Source organism: Kribbella sp. C-35, from assembly GCF_046549195.1.
Lineage (GTDB): Bacteria > Actinomycetota > Actinomycetes > Propionibacteriales > Kribbellaceae > Kribbella.
Window position 1 is genome coordinate 190881 of sequence record NZ_JAJPWG010000004.1, and the last position, 15072, is coordinate 205952.

Below are 15072 nucleotides of genomic sequence, written 5' to 3' on the forward strand. Positions count from 1 at the left end.
TCATGGCCGAAAAGCTGCGGGTGGTGCTGGCGGCGACGCCGGCGTACCGGGAGATGGTGTTCGCGCCGGACAGTACGGCGCGGCTGGAGGCGCTCGGGGACATCGTCGTACTGGATGATCCGGGAGATGCTCAGGCGTTGACGGCGGCGTTGCCCGGGACCGACGTACTGATCACGTCGTGGGGTGCGACGCCGTTGACCGCGGAAGTGCTGGATCACGCGGACCGGTTGCGGTTGGTTGCGCACAGCGCGTCGTCGGTGAAGCACTTCGTCACAGACGAGGTATTCCGGCGCGGGCTGCGGATCACGCAGGCGGGGCAGGCGATGGCGGAGCCGGTGGCCGAGGTGTCGCTCGCGTTCACGTTGAGCCTGCTGCATCGCATTCAGCGGTTCGATCACGCGATGCGCGACGGGGCGTGGCGGGACGCCGTACCTCCGCAGCACGGGCTCACGGCGTCGCGGATCGGTGTCGTGGGCGCGTCGCGGACCGGCGTCGAATACATCCGGATGCTCGTCGCGCTCCGGGCCGCCGAGGTCGTCGTGTACGACCCGTACCTCACGGACGAGCGCGCGGTGGAGCTCGGCGTACGTCGTACCTCGCTCGACGAACTGCTCCGCACCAGCCGGGTCGTCGCCCTGCACGCGCCGACGCTCCCCGAGACCCACCATCTGATCGGCGCCCGCGAACTCGCGCTGATGCCCGACGGCGCGTCCCTCGTCAACACTGCCCGCTCGTGGCTGGTCGACACCGCCGCGTTGCTGGAGGAACTCCGCACAGGCCGGATCGACGCCGCCCTGGACGTGTTCGACGAGGAACCGCTCCCGCCCGACAACCCGTTCCGCACCCTCCCGAACGTCCTCCTGACCCCCCACCAGGCCGCCGCCACCGTCGAGTGCTACTTCGGGATGGGCAAAATCACCGCTGCCGAGATCGAACGCTACGCAACCGGCCGCCCCCTCCAGTACGAACTCACCGAGGCAGCCCTCGCGCGCATGGGGTGATGTGCGGCTGGACAGGTGGTGTCGGGCGCCGGGGTAGTGCACCTGAGCGTGGTGACGCTGGATGTGTACGGCGTCTCGCGGTGCTCTACCTGTCGAGAGTGCACACCGCCGGCGCCTGATCGCCAGGCTAGGTTCACGTTCACACCTCTCGAACCATCCGGAGCCGCGCCGGCGCCGAAGAGCTGTCATGCACAAGACACTCGGGGCATTCGGTGGCGTGGTTGCAGCTGGTACGGCGCTCGCGGCCGGATATCTCGTCGCGGATCTGACCGGCGGGCCGTGGCCGGTCGACGCGGTCGGCGTACAGGTCATCGACTGGTCCCCCGGTCCGGTCAAGGACTGGGCCGTCCGGACTCTCGGTACCGCCGACCGTCCGCTGCTCCGGGTCGGAATCTGCGCGACGCTCGCGATCGTCGCCGCGGTCGCCGGATGGATCGGCGCGCGCGGGCACCGACGTACGGCGGTCGCGATCGCGGGCGGGCTGGGGTTGGTGGGGTTGGTGTTCGCGATCGTCAGCCGGTCCTCCGCCGGGAGCACGATCGATCGGTTGCTACCGGCAACAGTCACCTTGGTGGTCGCGGTGCTGGTGATGGCGCTGGTCACGCGAAGTCCGACTCGGAAGCAGGCTGAGGCCGAGCAGCCGGAAGGGTTTGATCGGCGGAGGTTTCTGCTCACTGTCTCGGCGGTGGCTGTGGTGGGGGTTGGGGCTGGTGGTGCTGCTCGGTTTGCCGGTGGGGCGGGGCAGGAGTTGCGGGCGCGGGTTCGGGTGCCTCGGCCGACCGACGCCGCGGGGCCGTTGCAGGCGAGCCTCGACGTACCCGGGATCAGCCCGTTCACGACGCCGAACGCCAGGTTCTACCGCGTGGACACGCTGCTCCAGGTGCCGCGGATCGACCCGCGGGACTGGGAGTTGCGGATCCACGGACTTGTCGACAAAGAGCTCCGGCTCTCGTTCGACCAGCTGCTCGAACGACGCCTGATCGAGCGCGACATCACCCTGACCTGCGTGTCCAACGAGGTCGGCGGTCCGTACGCCGGTAACGCCCGCTGGATCGGCGTACCGATCGCGGAGCTCCTGCGCGAGGCCGGCGTACGGCAAGAGGCCGACGCGGTGAAGTCGACCAGCGCCGACGGGCTCACCATCGGCACGCCGCTCGCCGCGCTCACCGACGGACGGGACGCGATGCTCGCGGTCGCGATGAACGGCGAACCGCTGCCGTTCGAGCACGGCTTCCCGGTGCGGATGGTCGTGCCCGGTCTGTACGGGTACGTGTCCGCGACCAAGTGGATCGTCGACTTCGAGGTTACCAGGTTCAGCGACTTCAGCGCGTACTGGACGGATCGCGGCTGGTCCGTCGAGGCGCCGATCAAGACGTCCGCGCGGATCGACGTACCGAAGGGCTTCGCGACCGTGAAGGCCGGACCCGCGGTCGCCGCCGGGGTCGCCTGGGCGCAGCGCCGCGGCATCAGCAAGGTCGAGGTCCAGGTCGACAACGGCCCGTGGCAACCGGCCCGACTGGCGCCCGTCGACGGCCCGGACACCTGGCTGCAGTGGACCTTCCGCTGGAACGCCACGCCCGGCACCCACAAACTCACCGTCCGCGCCACCGACGCGACCGGCGAGCTGCAAACCGATCGCCAGGCACCGCCGCGGCCGAACGGCTCGAGCGGGCTGCACAACACGGTCGTGATGGTCGAGTGACCCATCCGGCCCGCGACCAGTTCCGAAGTACTCCCATCAGCAACCCCTCCTCAGGAAAGAGCTCAAGTCATGTCCAAGCACCTAACCCGCGCCGGAATCGCTCTCAGCGCGCTGGCCCTCGCAATGACCGCATCCGCTTGTGGGGGTGGCGACGACAACAACAGCTCCTCCAGCAGTACGACGAGTAGCAGCGCATCGGCCACCAGCACCACGCCGTCGACGAGCGACATGGCCAGCGGACTGGTCGGACCGGGCTGCGCCGACTACGCGAAAGCCAACCCCTCGGGCGCCGGCTCCATCGACGGTATGGCGGCCGCACCGCTCGCCACCGCCGCCTCGGGCAACCCGCTGCTGAAGACCCTGGTCGCAGCTGTCTCCGGCAAGCTCAACCCGAAGGTCGATCTGGTCTCCACGCTCAACGGCGGCGAGTTCACCGTCTTCGCGCCGGTCGACACCGCATTCGCGAAGATCCCCGCCGCGACCGTGAACACGCTCAAGACGAACGACGCGCTGCTCACCAAGATCCTCACCTACCACGTCGTACCCGGCCAGCTCGACCCGTCGTCGGTGGTCGGCAAGCAAACGACCGTTGAGAAGCAGGCGGTCACTGTCACCGGCTCCGGCGACAGCCTGAAGGTGAACAACGCCAACGTGATCTGCGGCGGTGTGAAGACTGCGAACGCTACGGTGTACCTCATCGATTCCGTTCTGATGCCCCCGGCAAGCTGACCGTGAACGAACCAACCGCGCTGCCTTGGCCCGCCGGATCGCACCCGCGATCCGGTGCGGTCGCGGACGGCGATCTCCTGCTGCTGACCGCGACCGGCGACACAGCCGCGTTCAGCGCGCTCTACGACCGGGTCGCGCCGTGGGTGTTCGGGCTGGTACGCCGGATCCTCCGCAACCCGGCCCAGTCCGAAGAGGTGACCCAGGAGGTCATGCTCGACGTCTGGCGCACCGCGACCCGGTACGACGCCGACCGCGGCTCCGCGCACTCCTGGATCCTCACGATCGCGCACCGCCGCGCAGTCGACCGGGTGCGCTCCGAACAGGCCGCCGCCGACCGCACCGAGCAGGTCGGCGCGCGGTCCGCCGACGTCGCCTTCGACCAGGTGGCCGACACCGTCACCACCCGGCTCGAAGCAGAGCAGGTACGGCGATGCCTCGGCTCGCTGACCGACCTGCAACGCGAATCCATCGAGCTCGCGTACTACAACGGCTACACGTACCCCGAGGTCGCTCAGCAGCTCGGGGCCAAGCTTCCGACCATCAAGGCGAGAATGCGCGACGGCCTGATCCGCCTCCGCGACTGCCTGGGAACCACGAAGGGGCAACGGCCATGACGGAACCCGACGTGCACACCCTCACCGGCCCGTACGTGCTGGACGCGCTTCCCGACGACGAACGGATCCGCTTCGAGGCCCATCTCGCCGAATGCACCTTCTGCACCACCGAGGTCGACGAACTGCGCGCCGCCGCGGTCAAGCTGGCCACCCAGGTCTCGACCCCGCCGCCGCCCGCGCTCAAGGCGAACGTGATGTCCGCGATCGAGAACGTCCGCCAGCTCGCTCCGGTCGTCCATGGTCAGCCCGCCGTACGTCGGCGCTTCAGCCGTCGATCAGTCCTCGCGCTCGCCGCCGCGGCAGCTGTGGTCGCCGTCAGTGGCGGGATCGCGATCGACCAGTACCGGGACCGAACCGCCGCGGAGCAGGCCAACCGGCAGATCGCCGCCGTACTCTCGCAACCCGACGCGCGGACCGTTCACGGGGCGGTCCAGGGCGGCGGGCAGGCAACGGTCGTCGTGTCCGCGAAGGCCGACAAGTCGGTCGTCGTACTGCGGGATCTGCCAAATCTCCCCACAAACCGAACCTGGCAACTATGGATGATCGACCCCGAGAAAACCGCCCACTCGATCGGCCTCGCCACCGGCGACCTCACCCGGGTAATCAACGGCTCGACCACCGGAATGACAACCTTCGGCCTCACCCTCGAACCCAACGGCGGCTCCCCCAAGCCGACGCTCCCGGCGGCGGCGCTGATTCCGTTGACCTAGTAGCCGCCCGGGCGCGCTGAAACGCTGCCATGGTGGGGAAAGAAATCGTCGCGATGTGCAAACTTGTTTCCCCGCTGAAAGTCGTGGTCATCGGAGCGATGAGTTCGGGATGTTGCGCTGGTCTGTACAAGTGTGCGGACTACTAGTGAACAACGATGGGTTTTGGGGTTGGCCTCGCTCGGGTCGGTCATGGTGGCGCTGGACACTCTCGTGGTGGCGGCGGCGCTGACGACGATCCGCAGTGATCTCGGCGCGACTGCCGAGCAGCTGGAATGGACCGTCAACGCCTATGGACTGAGTTTTGCGATGCTTCTGATGACGGCCGCCGCGATCGGCGACCGTCTGGGCCGGCGCCGTACCTATGCCGCCGGCTTGGCGCTCTTCACCGCCGCGTCGGTGGCGTGCGCGTTGGCGACGACGCTGCCGTTCCTGATCGCGGCCCGGGCGGTGCAGGGCGTCGGCGCGGCGATGGTGATGCCGTTGGCGATGAGCCTGCTCGGGGCGGCGTTCCCGCCGGAACGGCGTGGACAGGCGATCGGTGTGTTCAGCGGCGTGACCGGGATCGCCGTGCTCGGTGGGCCGCTCATCGGCGGCGCGGTCACCGAGGGACTGTCGTGGCAGTGGATTTTCTGGATCAACGTGCCGATCGGCGCGGTCGCGATCGCGTTGGTGCTGACGAAGATCCCGGAGAGCACCGGCCCGGCGCGACGGCTCGACCTGGTCGGCGCGGTGCTGATCAGCGTCGCCGTACTGGGCCTGGTCTGGGGCACGGTGCGCGGCGAGTCGGCCGGCTGGACGAGTACCGAAGTACTGGGCGCTTTCGCGATCGGTGTCGTGATGCTGGCGGCGTTCGCGGGCTGGGAGCGGCGGACGGACCACGCGATGGTGCCGCTGGCGTTCTTCCGGAACCGGACGTTCACCGCGGCCAACTCGGCCGGGTTCTTCCTCAGCGCGGCGTTGTTCAGCGCTGTCTTCTTCCTGTCGCAGTACATGCAGGCCGTGCTCGGATCGGCGCCGTTCAAGGCCGGTCTGCAGCTGCTGCCGTGGACCGCGACACTGTTCATCGTCGGCCCGATCGCCGGCCGGCTGGTCGACCGCGTCGGTGAGCGCCCGCTGGTCGTGATCGGTATGGCGTTGCAGACCGCCGGCATGTTCTGGGTCAGCCGTGGCGCGGACCACTACTGGGAACTGATCGTGCCGCTGGTCGTCACCGGATGCGGGATCTCGCTCGCGATGCCAGCGGCGCAGAGCGCGGCGATGGCGGCGCTGCCCCGGGACGCCGTCGGGATCGCGTCCGGGATCTACAGCATGAACCGTCAGATCGGCGGCGCGGCCGGGGTCGCTGTCCTCGGCTCGGTGTTCACGGCGGCCGGCGGTTACACCGGCCACGGCTTCGGCCGGGCCCTCGCGGGCTGCGGCGTACTGTCGTTGCTCGGGGCCCTCTCGGGGCTGGCGATCGCGGCCCGCCGCCGTACCGACAACCCCGTGGTGGCGAAGGTGGTGGAAGGAGTCAAGTGAACCTCGAGGAGGAGTTCGCGCAACATCGGGGCGAGTTGGTCGCGCATTGCTACCGGATGCTCGGCTCGTTGCACGATGCCGAGGACGCGGTCCAGGAAACGTACCTGCGCGCCTGGCGTGGTCACGCGGACTTCGAGCACCGTTCGTCGGTCCGGACCTGGCTGTACCGGATCGCCACGAACGTGTGCCTGAACCTCCTGCAGCACAGCAGCCGACGGGTCGTCCCGTCGGCGCTGGGTGCCCCGGGCAACGATCCGGACGAGCTACACGCCCAGGCCCTGGAGGTGCCGTGGCTGGAGCCGTTCCCGGATCAGCTGCTCGGGGCCGACCCGGCCACGGTGGTCGGCGATCGCGCGAGCCTGCGACTGGCGATGGTCGCCGCGATGCAGCACCTTCCGCCGCGGCAACGCGCCGTACTGATCCTGCGCGAGGTACTCACCTGGCCAGCCGCGGACGTCGCCTCGTTGCTCGACACCACAACTGCCGCGGTGAACAGTTCGCTGCAGCGCGCACGAGCCGAGCTCGCACGGTTGCGGCCGCGTGAGGACGAGTTGAGCGAGCCGCACGAACCGTTGCAGCGGGCCATGCTCGATCAGTTCCAGGCCGCGATGGAGAGCAAGGATCTCGTCGTACTGGAAGGGCTTTTCAGCGAGGACGCGCGGTGGGAGATGCCGCCGATCTCGACGTGGTTCAGCGGACGTTCCGACGTACTGCGGTTGCTCGACGCGAAGCTCCGTCCGGGCCCGGGCCGACGGGTGCTGGTCGAGACGTCGGCGAACGGTCAGCCGGCCTTCGCGCTCTACATCCGCGGCGCGGACGACCTGTTCCACGCGCACTCGATCAAGGTGCTGACGTGCACCAAGGACGCGATCTCGGCTGTGCTCGCGTTCCACCAACCTGCTTTGTTCCCAGCCTTCGGGCTGCCCCTGATCCATGGGAGATCTTGATGTCATTGGCAACCGTTCTACGAGAACTGCATGTCCCCGGCACGCCGCTCGTCATCCCGAACGCGTGGGACGCTGCCTCGGCCCGCATGGTCGAGCAGGCCGGCTTCGGCGCGGTCGCGACCAGCAGCAACGCGACGGCGGCGGTCCTCGGGTACGACGACGGCGAGCACGCGCCTGTCGACGACGTACTGGCCGGTGCGGCGCGGATCGCGCAGTCGGTGTCCGTCCCGGTCACGGTCGACTTCGAACGCGGGTACCGGCTGGCTCCGGACGAACTCGTGGAACGCTTCGTCGCGACCGGCGCCGTCGGACTCAACCTGGAGGACTCCGACCCGGCGACCGGATCGATGATCGACGCCGGTGAGCAGGCGGACTTCCTGGCCGCGGTCCGCGCCGCGGCCGGCAACGCGTTGGTGATCAACGCCCGCATCGACGCGTTCATCCGCCAGGCCGGTACGGCGGACGAACAGCTCGAGACCGCCCTCGATCGCGGAGCTCGCTACCTGGCCGCGGGCGCGGACTGCGTCTACCCGATCGGCGTCGGCGACCTCGACCTGATCGCAACACTGGCGACGCAGATCGACGGCCCGGTGAACGCCGGCTACGGGCAGGGCGCGAACTCGATCGCGGACTACGCCGCACGCGGTGTCGCCCGGATCACCTTCGGCCCAATGTTCCAGCGCCACCTGTACGCGAAGTTCGCGAGCACGCTCCTGCCCGCGATCGCCGCGGACCGCAATCCGTTCGCGCTCTAACTCACTGCATCAGGTCGGGGACTTCCTCGGCGTGGATTCGGCCGCGGTCCTGCTTTTCCGCGGAGCGTAGGGCGGCGGGGGCTGCGGTCGGATCCGCGGGGCGGCGGTGGTGCCAGTCGGTGACGGCCTGGTAGGCGGCGGCGACGGAGAGCAGGCGGTCCTCGCCGAACGGTTTGCCGCCGAGGATGGTGCCGATCGGTACGCCGTTCGCAGTGAAGCCGATCGGCAGCGCCAGCTCCGGAAGTCCGAGCGCGTCGAACGGTGTCGGGGACGTCTGCACCACGACGTCACACTGCTCGAACAGGTCCTCGAGGACCCGCTCCAGCAGCACCACCTTGGCGCGCTGGCCGATCAGGAACTCGTTGGCCCCGAGCAGCGCGCCCTGCAACCAGCCCACCACGGACACGCCGAAGCCGCGGAGGTCCCACCGCAGCATCGGGAGGAACGGCTCGCTCCGCTCAGGCAGGCGGACGTTGTTGAAGGCCGCGTTCGTGAGCAGGTCCCACTCGTCCGGCATGGTCACGTCGACGACCGACAGTCCCTCGATCCCCGCGAGCACGTCGAGTGCCTTCGTACGGGCGACCGCGGTTTCCGACGTACCGCTGGTGAATCCGGGGATCACGCCGATCCGGGTCCGCCAGCGGGCCTGTCCCGGTCGCACCGGTGTCGCGGCCCTCACGAGGTCGGGTACTGGCGGAAGCCCTTGTGTTCTTGGGTCTTCCGGGTCTTCGCCCGCCATGGCGGTGAGCATGATCGCGGCGTCCATCGCGTCGCGCGCCAGCGGGCCCGGGTGGTCGCGGGTGTAGCTCAGCGGCACGATGCCGTGCAGCGACACGCGGCCCATGGTGGGCTTCAGGCCGGTCAGGTTCTGCGCGTTCGACGGTGCGGTGATCGAGCCGCCGGTCTGCGTCCCGACAGCCGACGTCGCGAGCCTGGCCGCGACCGCGGTCGCCGATCCGGACGACGATCCGCCTGGGTCCGTGGTGGGATCGTTTGGCGTCCACGCGTTCACGGTGGTGATCCGGCCATCCGGCGTGGTCGCCCGAGTGGTTGCCAGCGGCCCCATTTGGGTCTTGCCGACAACGATCCCGCCGGCCGCGGTCAGCCGACGTACGGCGGTTGCGTCGAAGGGAGGCACGAAGTCGGCGAACAGGTACGAGTTCGCGGTCGTGGTCACACCGCGCGTGTAGTAGTTGTCCTTGATCGCCAGCGGGATGCCGTGCAGCGCGCCGCCGCGGGTCCGGCCGAGCGCCCGGGCGCGGGCAAGTGCCTCGTCGGCGAGCACCAGGTTGAACGCCTGGTACGCCGAGTCGAATTCGGTGATTCGCGCGAGATGAGCTTCCACCAACTGTTCGGGCTTCAGCTTGCCCTTGCGGATCAACGTGGCGGCCTCGGCGATGGTCAGCTCGCTGACGTCCACCGATCTCGCTGGTACGTCGACCAACGACGCCGTACCGGTGGACGCGGGGGCTGCATGCGCGACGGCGGGCAGCGCGACCGAGCCGACCGCGGTGGCTGCGGCCAGTGCGCTCGCACGATGGAGGAACGATCGCCGATCGACCTGGTTGTCCTGCGGGGCGCTCATCATGCCTCCCGGGCGACGTCGATGGACGGGTACAGCTTCGGCGGCGCGGCCTGCTGAGCGAGCCGGGCGTCCGCGGCGAACGTGTACGAGCTCAACGGCAGCACCGTCGTACGCATGAAACCGCGCAGACTCGCGAGCACCGAGTCGCGGCCCGGGCTCCCGGTGTCCGGATCCGGTGCGCTGCCGGCCGGCAACTGTTCGAGATCGATTCCGATGGAAGCCAGACGCGCCCTGATCATCACGTCCAGCTCGGCGTCGGTGGGCTGACTGAGACTCACGAGTCCCCTCCCGGTCGTGGCGGCAACCTGTCAGCCAGTTATGTCATCTTCAATTACTCCGCAGGTTTCGTGGGGATCACCACCAGGTTGCGGCGCCCGGGTGTGTGGGATCGGCCGGATCGGGTACTGACGGCTCGGTAGCGGAACGCAACCATCGAGAGAACGGGGAAACCACGATGGGTATGTTCGACAGCATGAAGGACAAGGCCGGCGACCTGGTCGACGAGCACGGCGACAAGGTCAGCGAGGGCCTGGACAAGGCCGGCGAGTTCGCCGACGAGAAGACGGGCGGCAAGTTCGGCGACCAGATCGGCCAGGGCACGGATATGGCCAAGGACCAACTGGACAACCTCGACGGCCAGAACGACGACATCCCGGACGACCAGTCCTGACCCGGCCCTGAGCCAAGCGCACCGCAGGCGGCCGCGGAACGCACCGCGGCCGCCCGGCGCCCGTCTGCTCGCGAATGCTTCACCATCTGGTTGATGCTGCGGGCAACAAGTTCCCTGTGCGCCCGCTGAGTGCCGACTGAGAGTTCAGATGCATGCTGGCGGCTACCACGCGGTCGCTCGTGGTCAGAGTTGCCGACGGGGGTTCGCCTGACGGGCTGCACGACGTAGTCTCTGCTCCAAGGGGTGTTGGGCTGCAGGGGGGAAGTGCATGATGCTGGGTTTTTGCCTGCGCTCGGGGACGGGCAGCCGATGACGCCGTTGCGGCGGATTCTGGTCTGGATCTCTGGTGCGTCGGCGGGGCTGGGGGCTGCGCTGGCGGCGACGATCCCGTTCGAGAGCGCGGAACTGATCGACCTCTCACGGCGCGGCGGTACGCCGGGCGCGCACCACGTCGCCGTGGATCTCGCCGACCCGGAGTCGTGGCCGGTGGTGGAAAAGGACTTCCGGCAACGGATCGAGGCCGGCGACCCGCACCTGGTGGTGTTCATCCACAACGCCGGGACGCTGACGCCGCTCGGTTCGGCGGATCACGTCGACACCGAGCAGTACACGCGCAACGTGCTGCTGAACTCCGCGGCCGCGCAGGTGCTCGGACAGTCGTTCCTCAGCGCGGTGTCCGGACGGGACTGCGAGCAGCACCTGATCATGGTGTCGTCCGGCGCGGCGAGCCGACCGCACGAAGGCGAATCCAGCTACTGCGCGGGCAAGGCAGCGATCGACCAGTGGGTGCGTACGGTCGGGCTGGAGCAGCAGCGCCGAAGTCCCGGCTGCCGGGTGATCTCCGTGTCGCCCGGCTCGGTCGACACCGACATGCAGGCCGAACTGCGAGCGGCCAGTCCCGACGAAGTGCCGGTGTCGGGCCGCTTCCGCGAGATGCAGGCCCTCGGCAAACTCGCGAAACCGGACACCGTGGCGCGGACGATCTGGTCACTGCTCGACCGCGATCTCCCCAGCGGAACCGTGCTGCACGTCCGCGACGTGACCTAGAGGTTTGCCTGCGCCAGGCGGTGGATCTGCTCACGCGTCGCGGGGTACAGCTCCGTGAACGTCTGCAGCAAGCTCGAGTACGTCGCCGCTGTTGCCGGATCGGGGACGACGACGTGATCCGGTCTGGTCCAATCGGTGTCCGGTGGGACTGCCCCCACCCCGATCGCGGCCAGCAGCGCATCGCCGTACGACGCTCCGATCGTCTGCTGGGGAACGGTTTGCCGGACGCCCGCGACGTCGCTGACGATCTGGGTCCACAACCCGCCCTGCGTGCCGCCGCCGACGGCAACGATCCGTTCTGCGCCGCCTTCACTGCCGAAGAGGTCGAGGATCTGGCGGACGCCGCAGGCGATTCCTTCGTACGCCGCGCGGAGCAGGTGACCGCGGCCGTGCCGGAGCGTGAGGCCGGCGATCACGCCACGGGCCAGCGGGTCGTAGATCGGCGTACGTTCACCGCTGAAGTACGGCAGCAGGACGAGCCCCTCACTGCCCGCGGGGACGGCAGCGGCTTCCGCAAGCAGGGTCTCGAAGGGCGCACCGCCGGTGAGGTTCTGTAGCCAGGTCGTCACGGTTCCGGAGGTCGCCATACCGGCTGCCAGCGTGTGCGATCCGCGCTCGACGCCGGACGTCGTCCACAGGCCGCGCACGCTCGTCGGGGCGGACAGTACCTGGACGAAGAACATCGTCGAGCCGTACATCAGCATCAGATCGCCAGGACGCCGTACGCCGACACTGAACGCCTCGGCCCACGCGTCGACGGTGCCCGCGACAACCGGCGTACCTTCGGCCAGACCGGTCTGTGCTGCGGCGTCCCGACGTACGACTCCCACCTGTTCGGACGGCCATACCAGGCGCGGCAGGGCGAGACCTGGCAGGACGGCTTCCACCCAGTCGGTCGCCCAGTCCTGGTGGTGGATGTCGTAGAACGGGTCGCACTGGCTGGCGGTGTGGTGGTCGAGAACCCATTCACCGGTGAGCCGCGCGACGACGTACGTGTTCGCGCTGAACCAGCGGTCCTGCGGCCGCCACGCGTCGCCGGCCTCGCGCCGCAGCCAGGCCAGCTTCGGCCCGATCGCCTGGCTGGACAGGTCCTTCCCGCAGCGTTCGAGGATCGCGTCCGCGCTGAGTTGCGCGGTGATCTCGGCGATCTCGCGGGTCGGTCGGGTGTCGACGCCGTACAGGATCGCCGGGCGTCGTGGGCGCAGGTCTTCGTCGGTCTGGACGACGCACGGTCCGAGGCCGGACACGCAGACAGCGGCGACGTCCGTGGAGTCCAGTTCGGCGAGGACCTCGAGGACGTCGTTCCACCAGTCGCGTTCGGGATCCATCTCGACCCAGCCCGGCTGCGGCAGACTCGGGGCGTGGTCGCGGCGGGCGACCGTCACGACCTCACCGTCGAGCGTGCACTGGACAGCTTTCGTACTGCCGGTACCGATGTCGACGCCGATGACGAAGCTCATCCAGCAATTGTCCAGGTGTGTGGAACCCCGGCGGCGAGGGACACCTCCTCGCGCTGCTCCCGGTGCCGGAGTACGACGGTGGTGTCCCGGTCGGCCGTGAGTACGGCGGTGGCCTGGTTTGGGGACCAGGTGAGGTCGACACGGACGCCGCCGCGGGCCCGGAGGCCGGTGATCGAGCCCTCCGGCCATGCGTCCGGGAGGGCGGGGAAGATCTCGAGTTCGCCGGTGTGGCTCTGCAGCAGCATCTCCGCGATCCCGGCGGTCGCGCCGAAGTTGCCGTCGATCTGGAACGGCGGGTGCGCGCAGAACAGGTTCGGGTACAGGCCGGAGCCGTCACCCACGTAGTCGGTGCCGGAATCTGCGGCCGGGGTGAGCAGTTCACGGACCAGGCGATGGGCGGCGGCGCCGTCGCGGAGCCTTGCCCACAACGAGATCCGCCAGGCCAGCGACCAGCCGGTGCTCTTGTCGCCACGCAACTCCAGGGTGCGGGCGGCGGCCGCAGCGAGTTCCGGCGTACCGTCCGGGGTGATCTGATCGCCGGGGTGCAGTCCGATCAGGTGGGAGGTGTGGCGGTGCTGCGGCTCGGCCTCGGGGAGGTCGGCCAGCCACTCCTGTAGTTGCCCTTGGCTACCGATCTTGGGGTCGGGGATCCGTTTGCGGGCCGCGGTCAGGTCGTCGATCAGCGGGTCGGTGAGGTTGAGCTCGGCGGCGGCCTGCGCGCAGCGGTCGAACAGGTCCGCGATCAGCGACAGGTCCATCGTCGACGAGGTCGTCACCGAGGCTGGTTTGCCGTCTTCGGCGACGTACTCGTTCTCCGGTGAGGTGGAGGGTGCCGTGCCGAGGGTGCCGTCCGGGAGTTCGATGAGCCAGTCGCGGGCGAATTCGGCGGCGCCTCGGAGGGTCGGCCAGACGCCTTGCAGGTACTCGCGGTCACCGGTGAACGCGTAGTGGTCCCACAGGTGACGGCACAGCCAGACGCCGGCCATCGGCCAGTTCGCCCACTTCGGATTGCCGTCGACGGGCGCGGTCCAGCACCAGGCGTCGGCGTTGTGGTGCGCCGTCCAGCCCTTGGCGCCGTACAGGTGTTCTGCCGTACGGCGGCCTGCTACGGCGAGCTGTTTGACGTAGTCGAGGAGGGGTTGGTGGCACTCGGAGAGCGATGTGGTCTCGGCAGGCCAGTAGTTCATCTCGGTGTTGATATTGACGGTGTAGTTACTGCTCCACGGCGGCTGCAGGTGCTCGTTCCAGATCCCTTGCAGGTTGGTCGGCAGGCCACCTGGTCGAGAGCTGGAGATCATCAGATACCGCCCGAAGTTGTAGATCAGCGCAGCCAGCCCCGGATCATTCCCGGCCTCCACCAGCCGCCGATCAGTCGTCAGCTCTTTTGTTGAGGGAAGCACAAGCACCGACCGCCGAAACAGCCGCTGGTAGTCGCGAACATGCTCGTCCCGTAGAACCGTGGCAGCCTGAGCAAGGGCGGTGCTGACGGTGGTGTCAGCTGCTTGCTGGCACTCGTCCGCGGTTCGGGTCGGGGCGGTGTGTGGGTCTTCGTAGCCGGTGGCTGTGGAGAGGACTACCAGGAGTTCTGTGGTGTTGCTGACGGTCAGCCGGTTGTCCGTGGGTGTCAGGGTGCCGTCGGTGTGGGCACGCAGTACGACGGCTGCGGTCATGCCGCGATCGTCGCCGTCGGAGTACTGGATCGCCTCGGCGTCCTTCCTGCGGTGCGGCGCGACCGACGACGGGCAGGTGGCTAGCAGTGCTAGCCCGTCGCCGAGAGACTGCGTGGTCGCGCGGAGCTGCGAGGTGAGGCTGAGCGTCACCGTCAGCGGCTGCGAGGCGCCCAGACGTAGGACCAATGCCTGCGCCGGGGCACTGACGAACACCTCCTGCCAGACCGCGACGCCACCCACCTCGTACTCGGCGCGAGCGACCGCGGTGTCCAGGTCGAGCCGGCGCCGGTAGTTCGTGACCGCACCCGCGGACTCGAAGTCCAGCAGCAGGTCGCCGAGCGGGAGATACGCCTGCGAGTGACCACTGTGAAACCCACGCGCAAGCTCCTCAGCCGCACGCACATCACCCACCGCCAGCGCCGCCCGCACCCGCCCAACCGCCTCCGCCCCAACCTCACCCGTTGGAGTGGCGAGGCGGCGAGTTGTCTCGGGGCTGCCGGACCAGCAGGTTTCGTCGTTGAGGGCGATCCGGTCCTGCGTGGTGCCGCCGAACCACATCGCGCCGATCCGGCCGTTGCCCAGCGGGAGCGCCGCCAGCCAGTCCGCCGCGGGAGCGTCGTACGTCAGCTCGGTGGCGGCCGCAGTCATCCGATCTCTCATGCCG

Annotated in this window: 14 protein-coding genes; 10 read left to right on the forward strand and 4 right to left on the reverse strand. The window is 68.9% G+C overall.

What is annotated here, in order from left to right:
• Positions 1–2: 2 nt before the first annotated feature.
• The 8 genes from ACLJOO_RS26755 to ACLJOO_RS26790 all read left to right on the forward strand — a co-directional run bounded on the left by ACLJOO_RS26755 (position 3) and on the right by ACLJOO_RS26790 (position 7976).
• On the forward strand, positions 3–1001 hold the full coding sequence (locus ACLJOO_RS26755; RefSeq protein WP_410790149.1) for a hydroxyacid dehydrogenase: 999 nt from the start codon (positions 3–5) through the stop codon (positions 999–1001).
• A gap of 187 nt (positions 1002–1188) precedes the next feature.
• Entirely contained in the window at positions 1189–2703 is a 1515-nt protein-coding gene (locus ACLJOO_RS26760) for a molybdopterin-dependent oxidoreductase (protein ID WP_410790150.1), read from the forward strand.
• Positions 2704–2772: 69 nt separating this feature from the next.
• Positions 2773–3432: a fasciclin domain-containing protein gene (locus ACLJOO_RS26765; RefSeq protein WP_410790151.1), complete on the forward strand. Its 660-nt coding sequence runs from the start codon at positions 2773–2775 to the stop codon at positions 3430–3432.
• A gap of 2 nt (positions 3433–3434) precedes the next feature.
• On the forward strand, positions 3435–4046 hold the full coding sequence (gene sigK / locus ACLJOO_RS26770) for an ECF RNA polymerase sigma factor SigK (protein ID WP_410790152.1): 612 nt from the start codon (positions 3435–3437) through the stop codon (positions 4044–4046).
• Positions 4043–4756: an anti-sigma factor domain-containing protein gene (locus ACLJOO_RS26775; RefSeq protein WP_410790153.1), complete on the forward strand. Its 714-nt coding sequence runs from the start codon at positions 4043–4045 to the stop codon at positions 4754–4756. Before sigK ends, ACLJOO_RS26775 begins: the two co-directional genes overlap by 4 nt.
• A 162-nt stretch (positions 4757–4918) precedes the next feature.
• Positions 4919–6274 (forward strand): DHA2 family efflux MFS transporter permease subunit, encoded by a 1356-nt coding sequence (locus ACLJOO_RS26780; RefSeq protein WP_410790154.1) that lies wholly within the window; start codon positions 4919–4921, stop codon positions 6272–6274.
• Positions 6271–7221, forward strand: a complete 951-nt coding sequence (locus tag ACLJOO_RS26785) for a sigma-70 family RNA polymerase sigma factor (RefSeq protein ID WP_410790155.1) — start codon at positions 6271–6273, stop codon at positions 7219–7221. Before ACLJOO_RS26780 ends, ACLJOO_RS26785 begins: the two co-directional genes overlap by 4 nt.
• Entirely contained in the window at positions 7221–7976 is a 756-nt protein-coding gene (locus ACLJOO_RS26790) for an isocitrate lyase/phosphoenolpyruvate mutase family protein (protein ID WP_410790156.1), read from the forward strand. The genes ACLJOO_RS26785 and ACLJOO_RS26790 overlap by 1 nt, the downstream gene beginning before the upstream one ends.
• Before the next feature lies 1 nt (position 7977).
• On the opposite strand, the gene ACLJOO_RS26795 is transcribed toward ACLJOO_RS26790, so the two are convergent.
• Together ACLJOO_RS26795 and ACLJOO_RS26800 are read right to left on the reverse strand one after the other, a co-directional pair.
• Entirely contained in the window at positions 7978–9561 is a 1584-nt protein-coding gene (locus ACLJOO_RS26795) for an amidase (RefSeq protein ID WP_410790157.1), read from the reverse strand.
• Positions 9561–9839: a hypothetical protein gene (locus tag ACLJOO_RS26800; protein ID WP_130381696.1), complete on the reverse strand. Its 279-nt coding sequence runs from the start codon at positions 9837–9839 to the stop codon at positions 9561–9563. Before ACLJOO_RS26800 ends, ACLJOO_RS26795 begins: the two co-directional genes overlap by 1 nt.
• Positions 9840–10015: 176 nt before the next feature.
• Here ACLJOO_RS26800 and ACLJOO_RS26805 point away from each other — a divergent pair, with 176 nt between their 5' ends.
• Together ACLJOO_RS26805 and ACLJOO_RS26810 are read left to right on the forward strand one after the other, a co-directional pair.
• Complete coding sequence (locus tag ACLJOO_RS26805; RefSeq protein ID WP_410790158.1) at positions 10016–10231, forward strand: antitoxin; 216 nt, start codon at positions 10016–10018, stop codon at positions 10229–10231.
• Between the two features lie 282 nt (positions 10232–10513).
• A complete protein-coding gene (locus ACLJOO_RS26810; RefSeq protein ID WP_410790159.1) occupies positions 10514–11278 on the forward strand; it encodes an SDR family NAD(P)-dependent oxidoreductase in 765 nt (254 codons plus the stop codon).
• On the opposite strand, the gene ACLJOO_RS26815 is transcribed toward ACLJOO_RS26810, so the two are convergent.
• Both ACLJOO_RS26815 and ACLJOO_RS26820 read right to left on the reverse strand, forming a co-directional pair.
• A complete protein-coding gene (locus ACLJOO_RS26815; RefSeq protein WP_410790160.1) occupies positions 11275–12738 on the reverse strand; it encodes an FGGY-family carbohydrate kinase in 1464 nt (487 codons plus the stop codon). The two genes, ACLJOO_RS26810 and ACLJOO_RS26815, sit on opposite strands and share 4 nt — an antisense overlap.
• A complete protein-coding gene (locus ACLJOO_RS26820) occupies positions 12735–15068 on the reverse strand; it encodes a glycosyl hydrolase family 95 catalytic domain-containing protein (RefSeq protein ID WP_410790161.1) in 2334 nt (777 codons plus the stop codon). Before ACLJOO_RS26820 ends, ACLJOO_RS26815 begins: the two co-directional genes overlap by 4 nt.
• Positions 15069–15072: the final 4 nt, after the last annotated feature.

What these genes read in the sequence shown, in the direction of transcription:
- ACLJOO_RS26790 (WP_410790156.1), top strand. Translation starts at nt 7,221, where the DNA reads ATGTCATTGGCAACCGTTCTACGAGAACTGCATGTCCCCGGCACGCCG.
- ACLJOO_RS26755 (WP_410790149.1), top strand. Translation starts at nt 3, where the DNA reads ATGGCCGAAAAGCTGCGGGTGGTGCTGGCGGCGACGCCGGCGTACCGG.
- ACLJOO_RS26820 (WP_410790161.1), bottom strand. Translation starts at nt 15,068, where the DNA reads ATGAGAGATCGGATGACTGCGGCCGCCACCGAGCTGACGTACGACGCT.
- ACLJOO_RS26815 (WP_410790160.1), bottom strand. Translation starts at nt 12,738, where the DNA reads ATGAGCTTCGTCATCGGCGTCGACATCGGTACCGGCAGTACGAAAGCT.
- ACLJOO_RS26805 (WP_410790158.1), top strand. Translation starts at nt 10,016, where the DNA reads ATGGGTATGTTCGACAGCATGAAGGACAAGGCCGGCGACCTGGTCGAC.
- ACLJOO_RS26795 (WP_410790157.1), bottom strand. Translation starts at nt 9,561, where the DNA reads ATGAGCGCCCCGCAGGACAACCAGGTCGATCGGCGATCGTTCCTCCAT.
- ACLJOO_RS26775 (WP_410790153.1), top strand. Translation starts at nt 4,043, where the DNA reads ATGACGGAACCCGACGTGCACACCCTCACCGGCCCGTACGTGCTGGAC.
- ACLJOO_RS26760 (WP_410790150.1), top strand. Translation starts at nt 1,189, where the DNA reads ATGCACAAGACACTCGGGGCATTCGGTGGCGTGGTTGCAGCTGGTACG.
- ACLJOO_RS26765 (WP_410790151.1), top strand. Translation starts at nt 2,773, where the DNA reads ATGTCCAAGCACCTAACCCGCGCCGGAATCGCTCTCAGCGCGCTGGCC.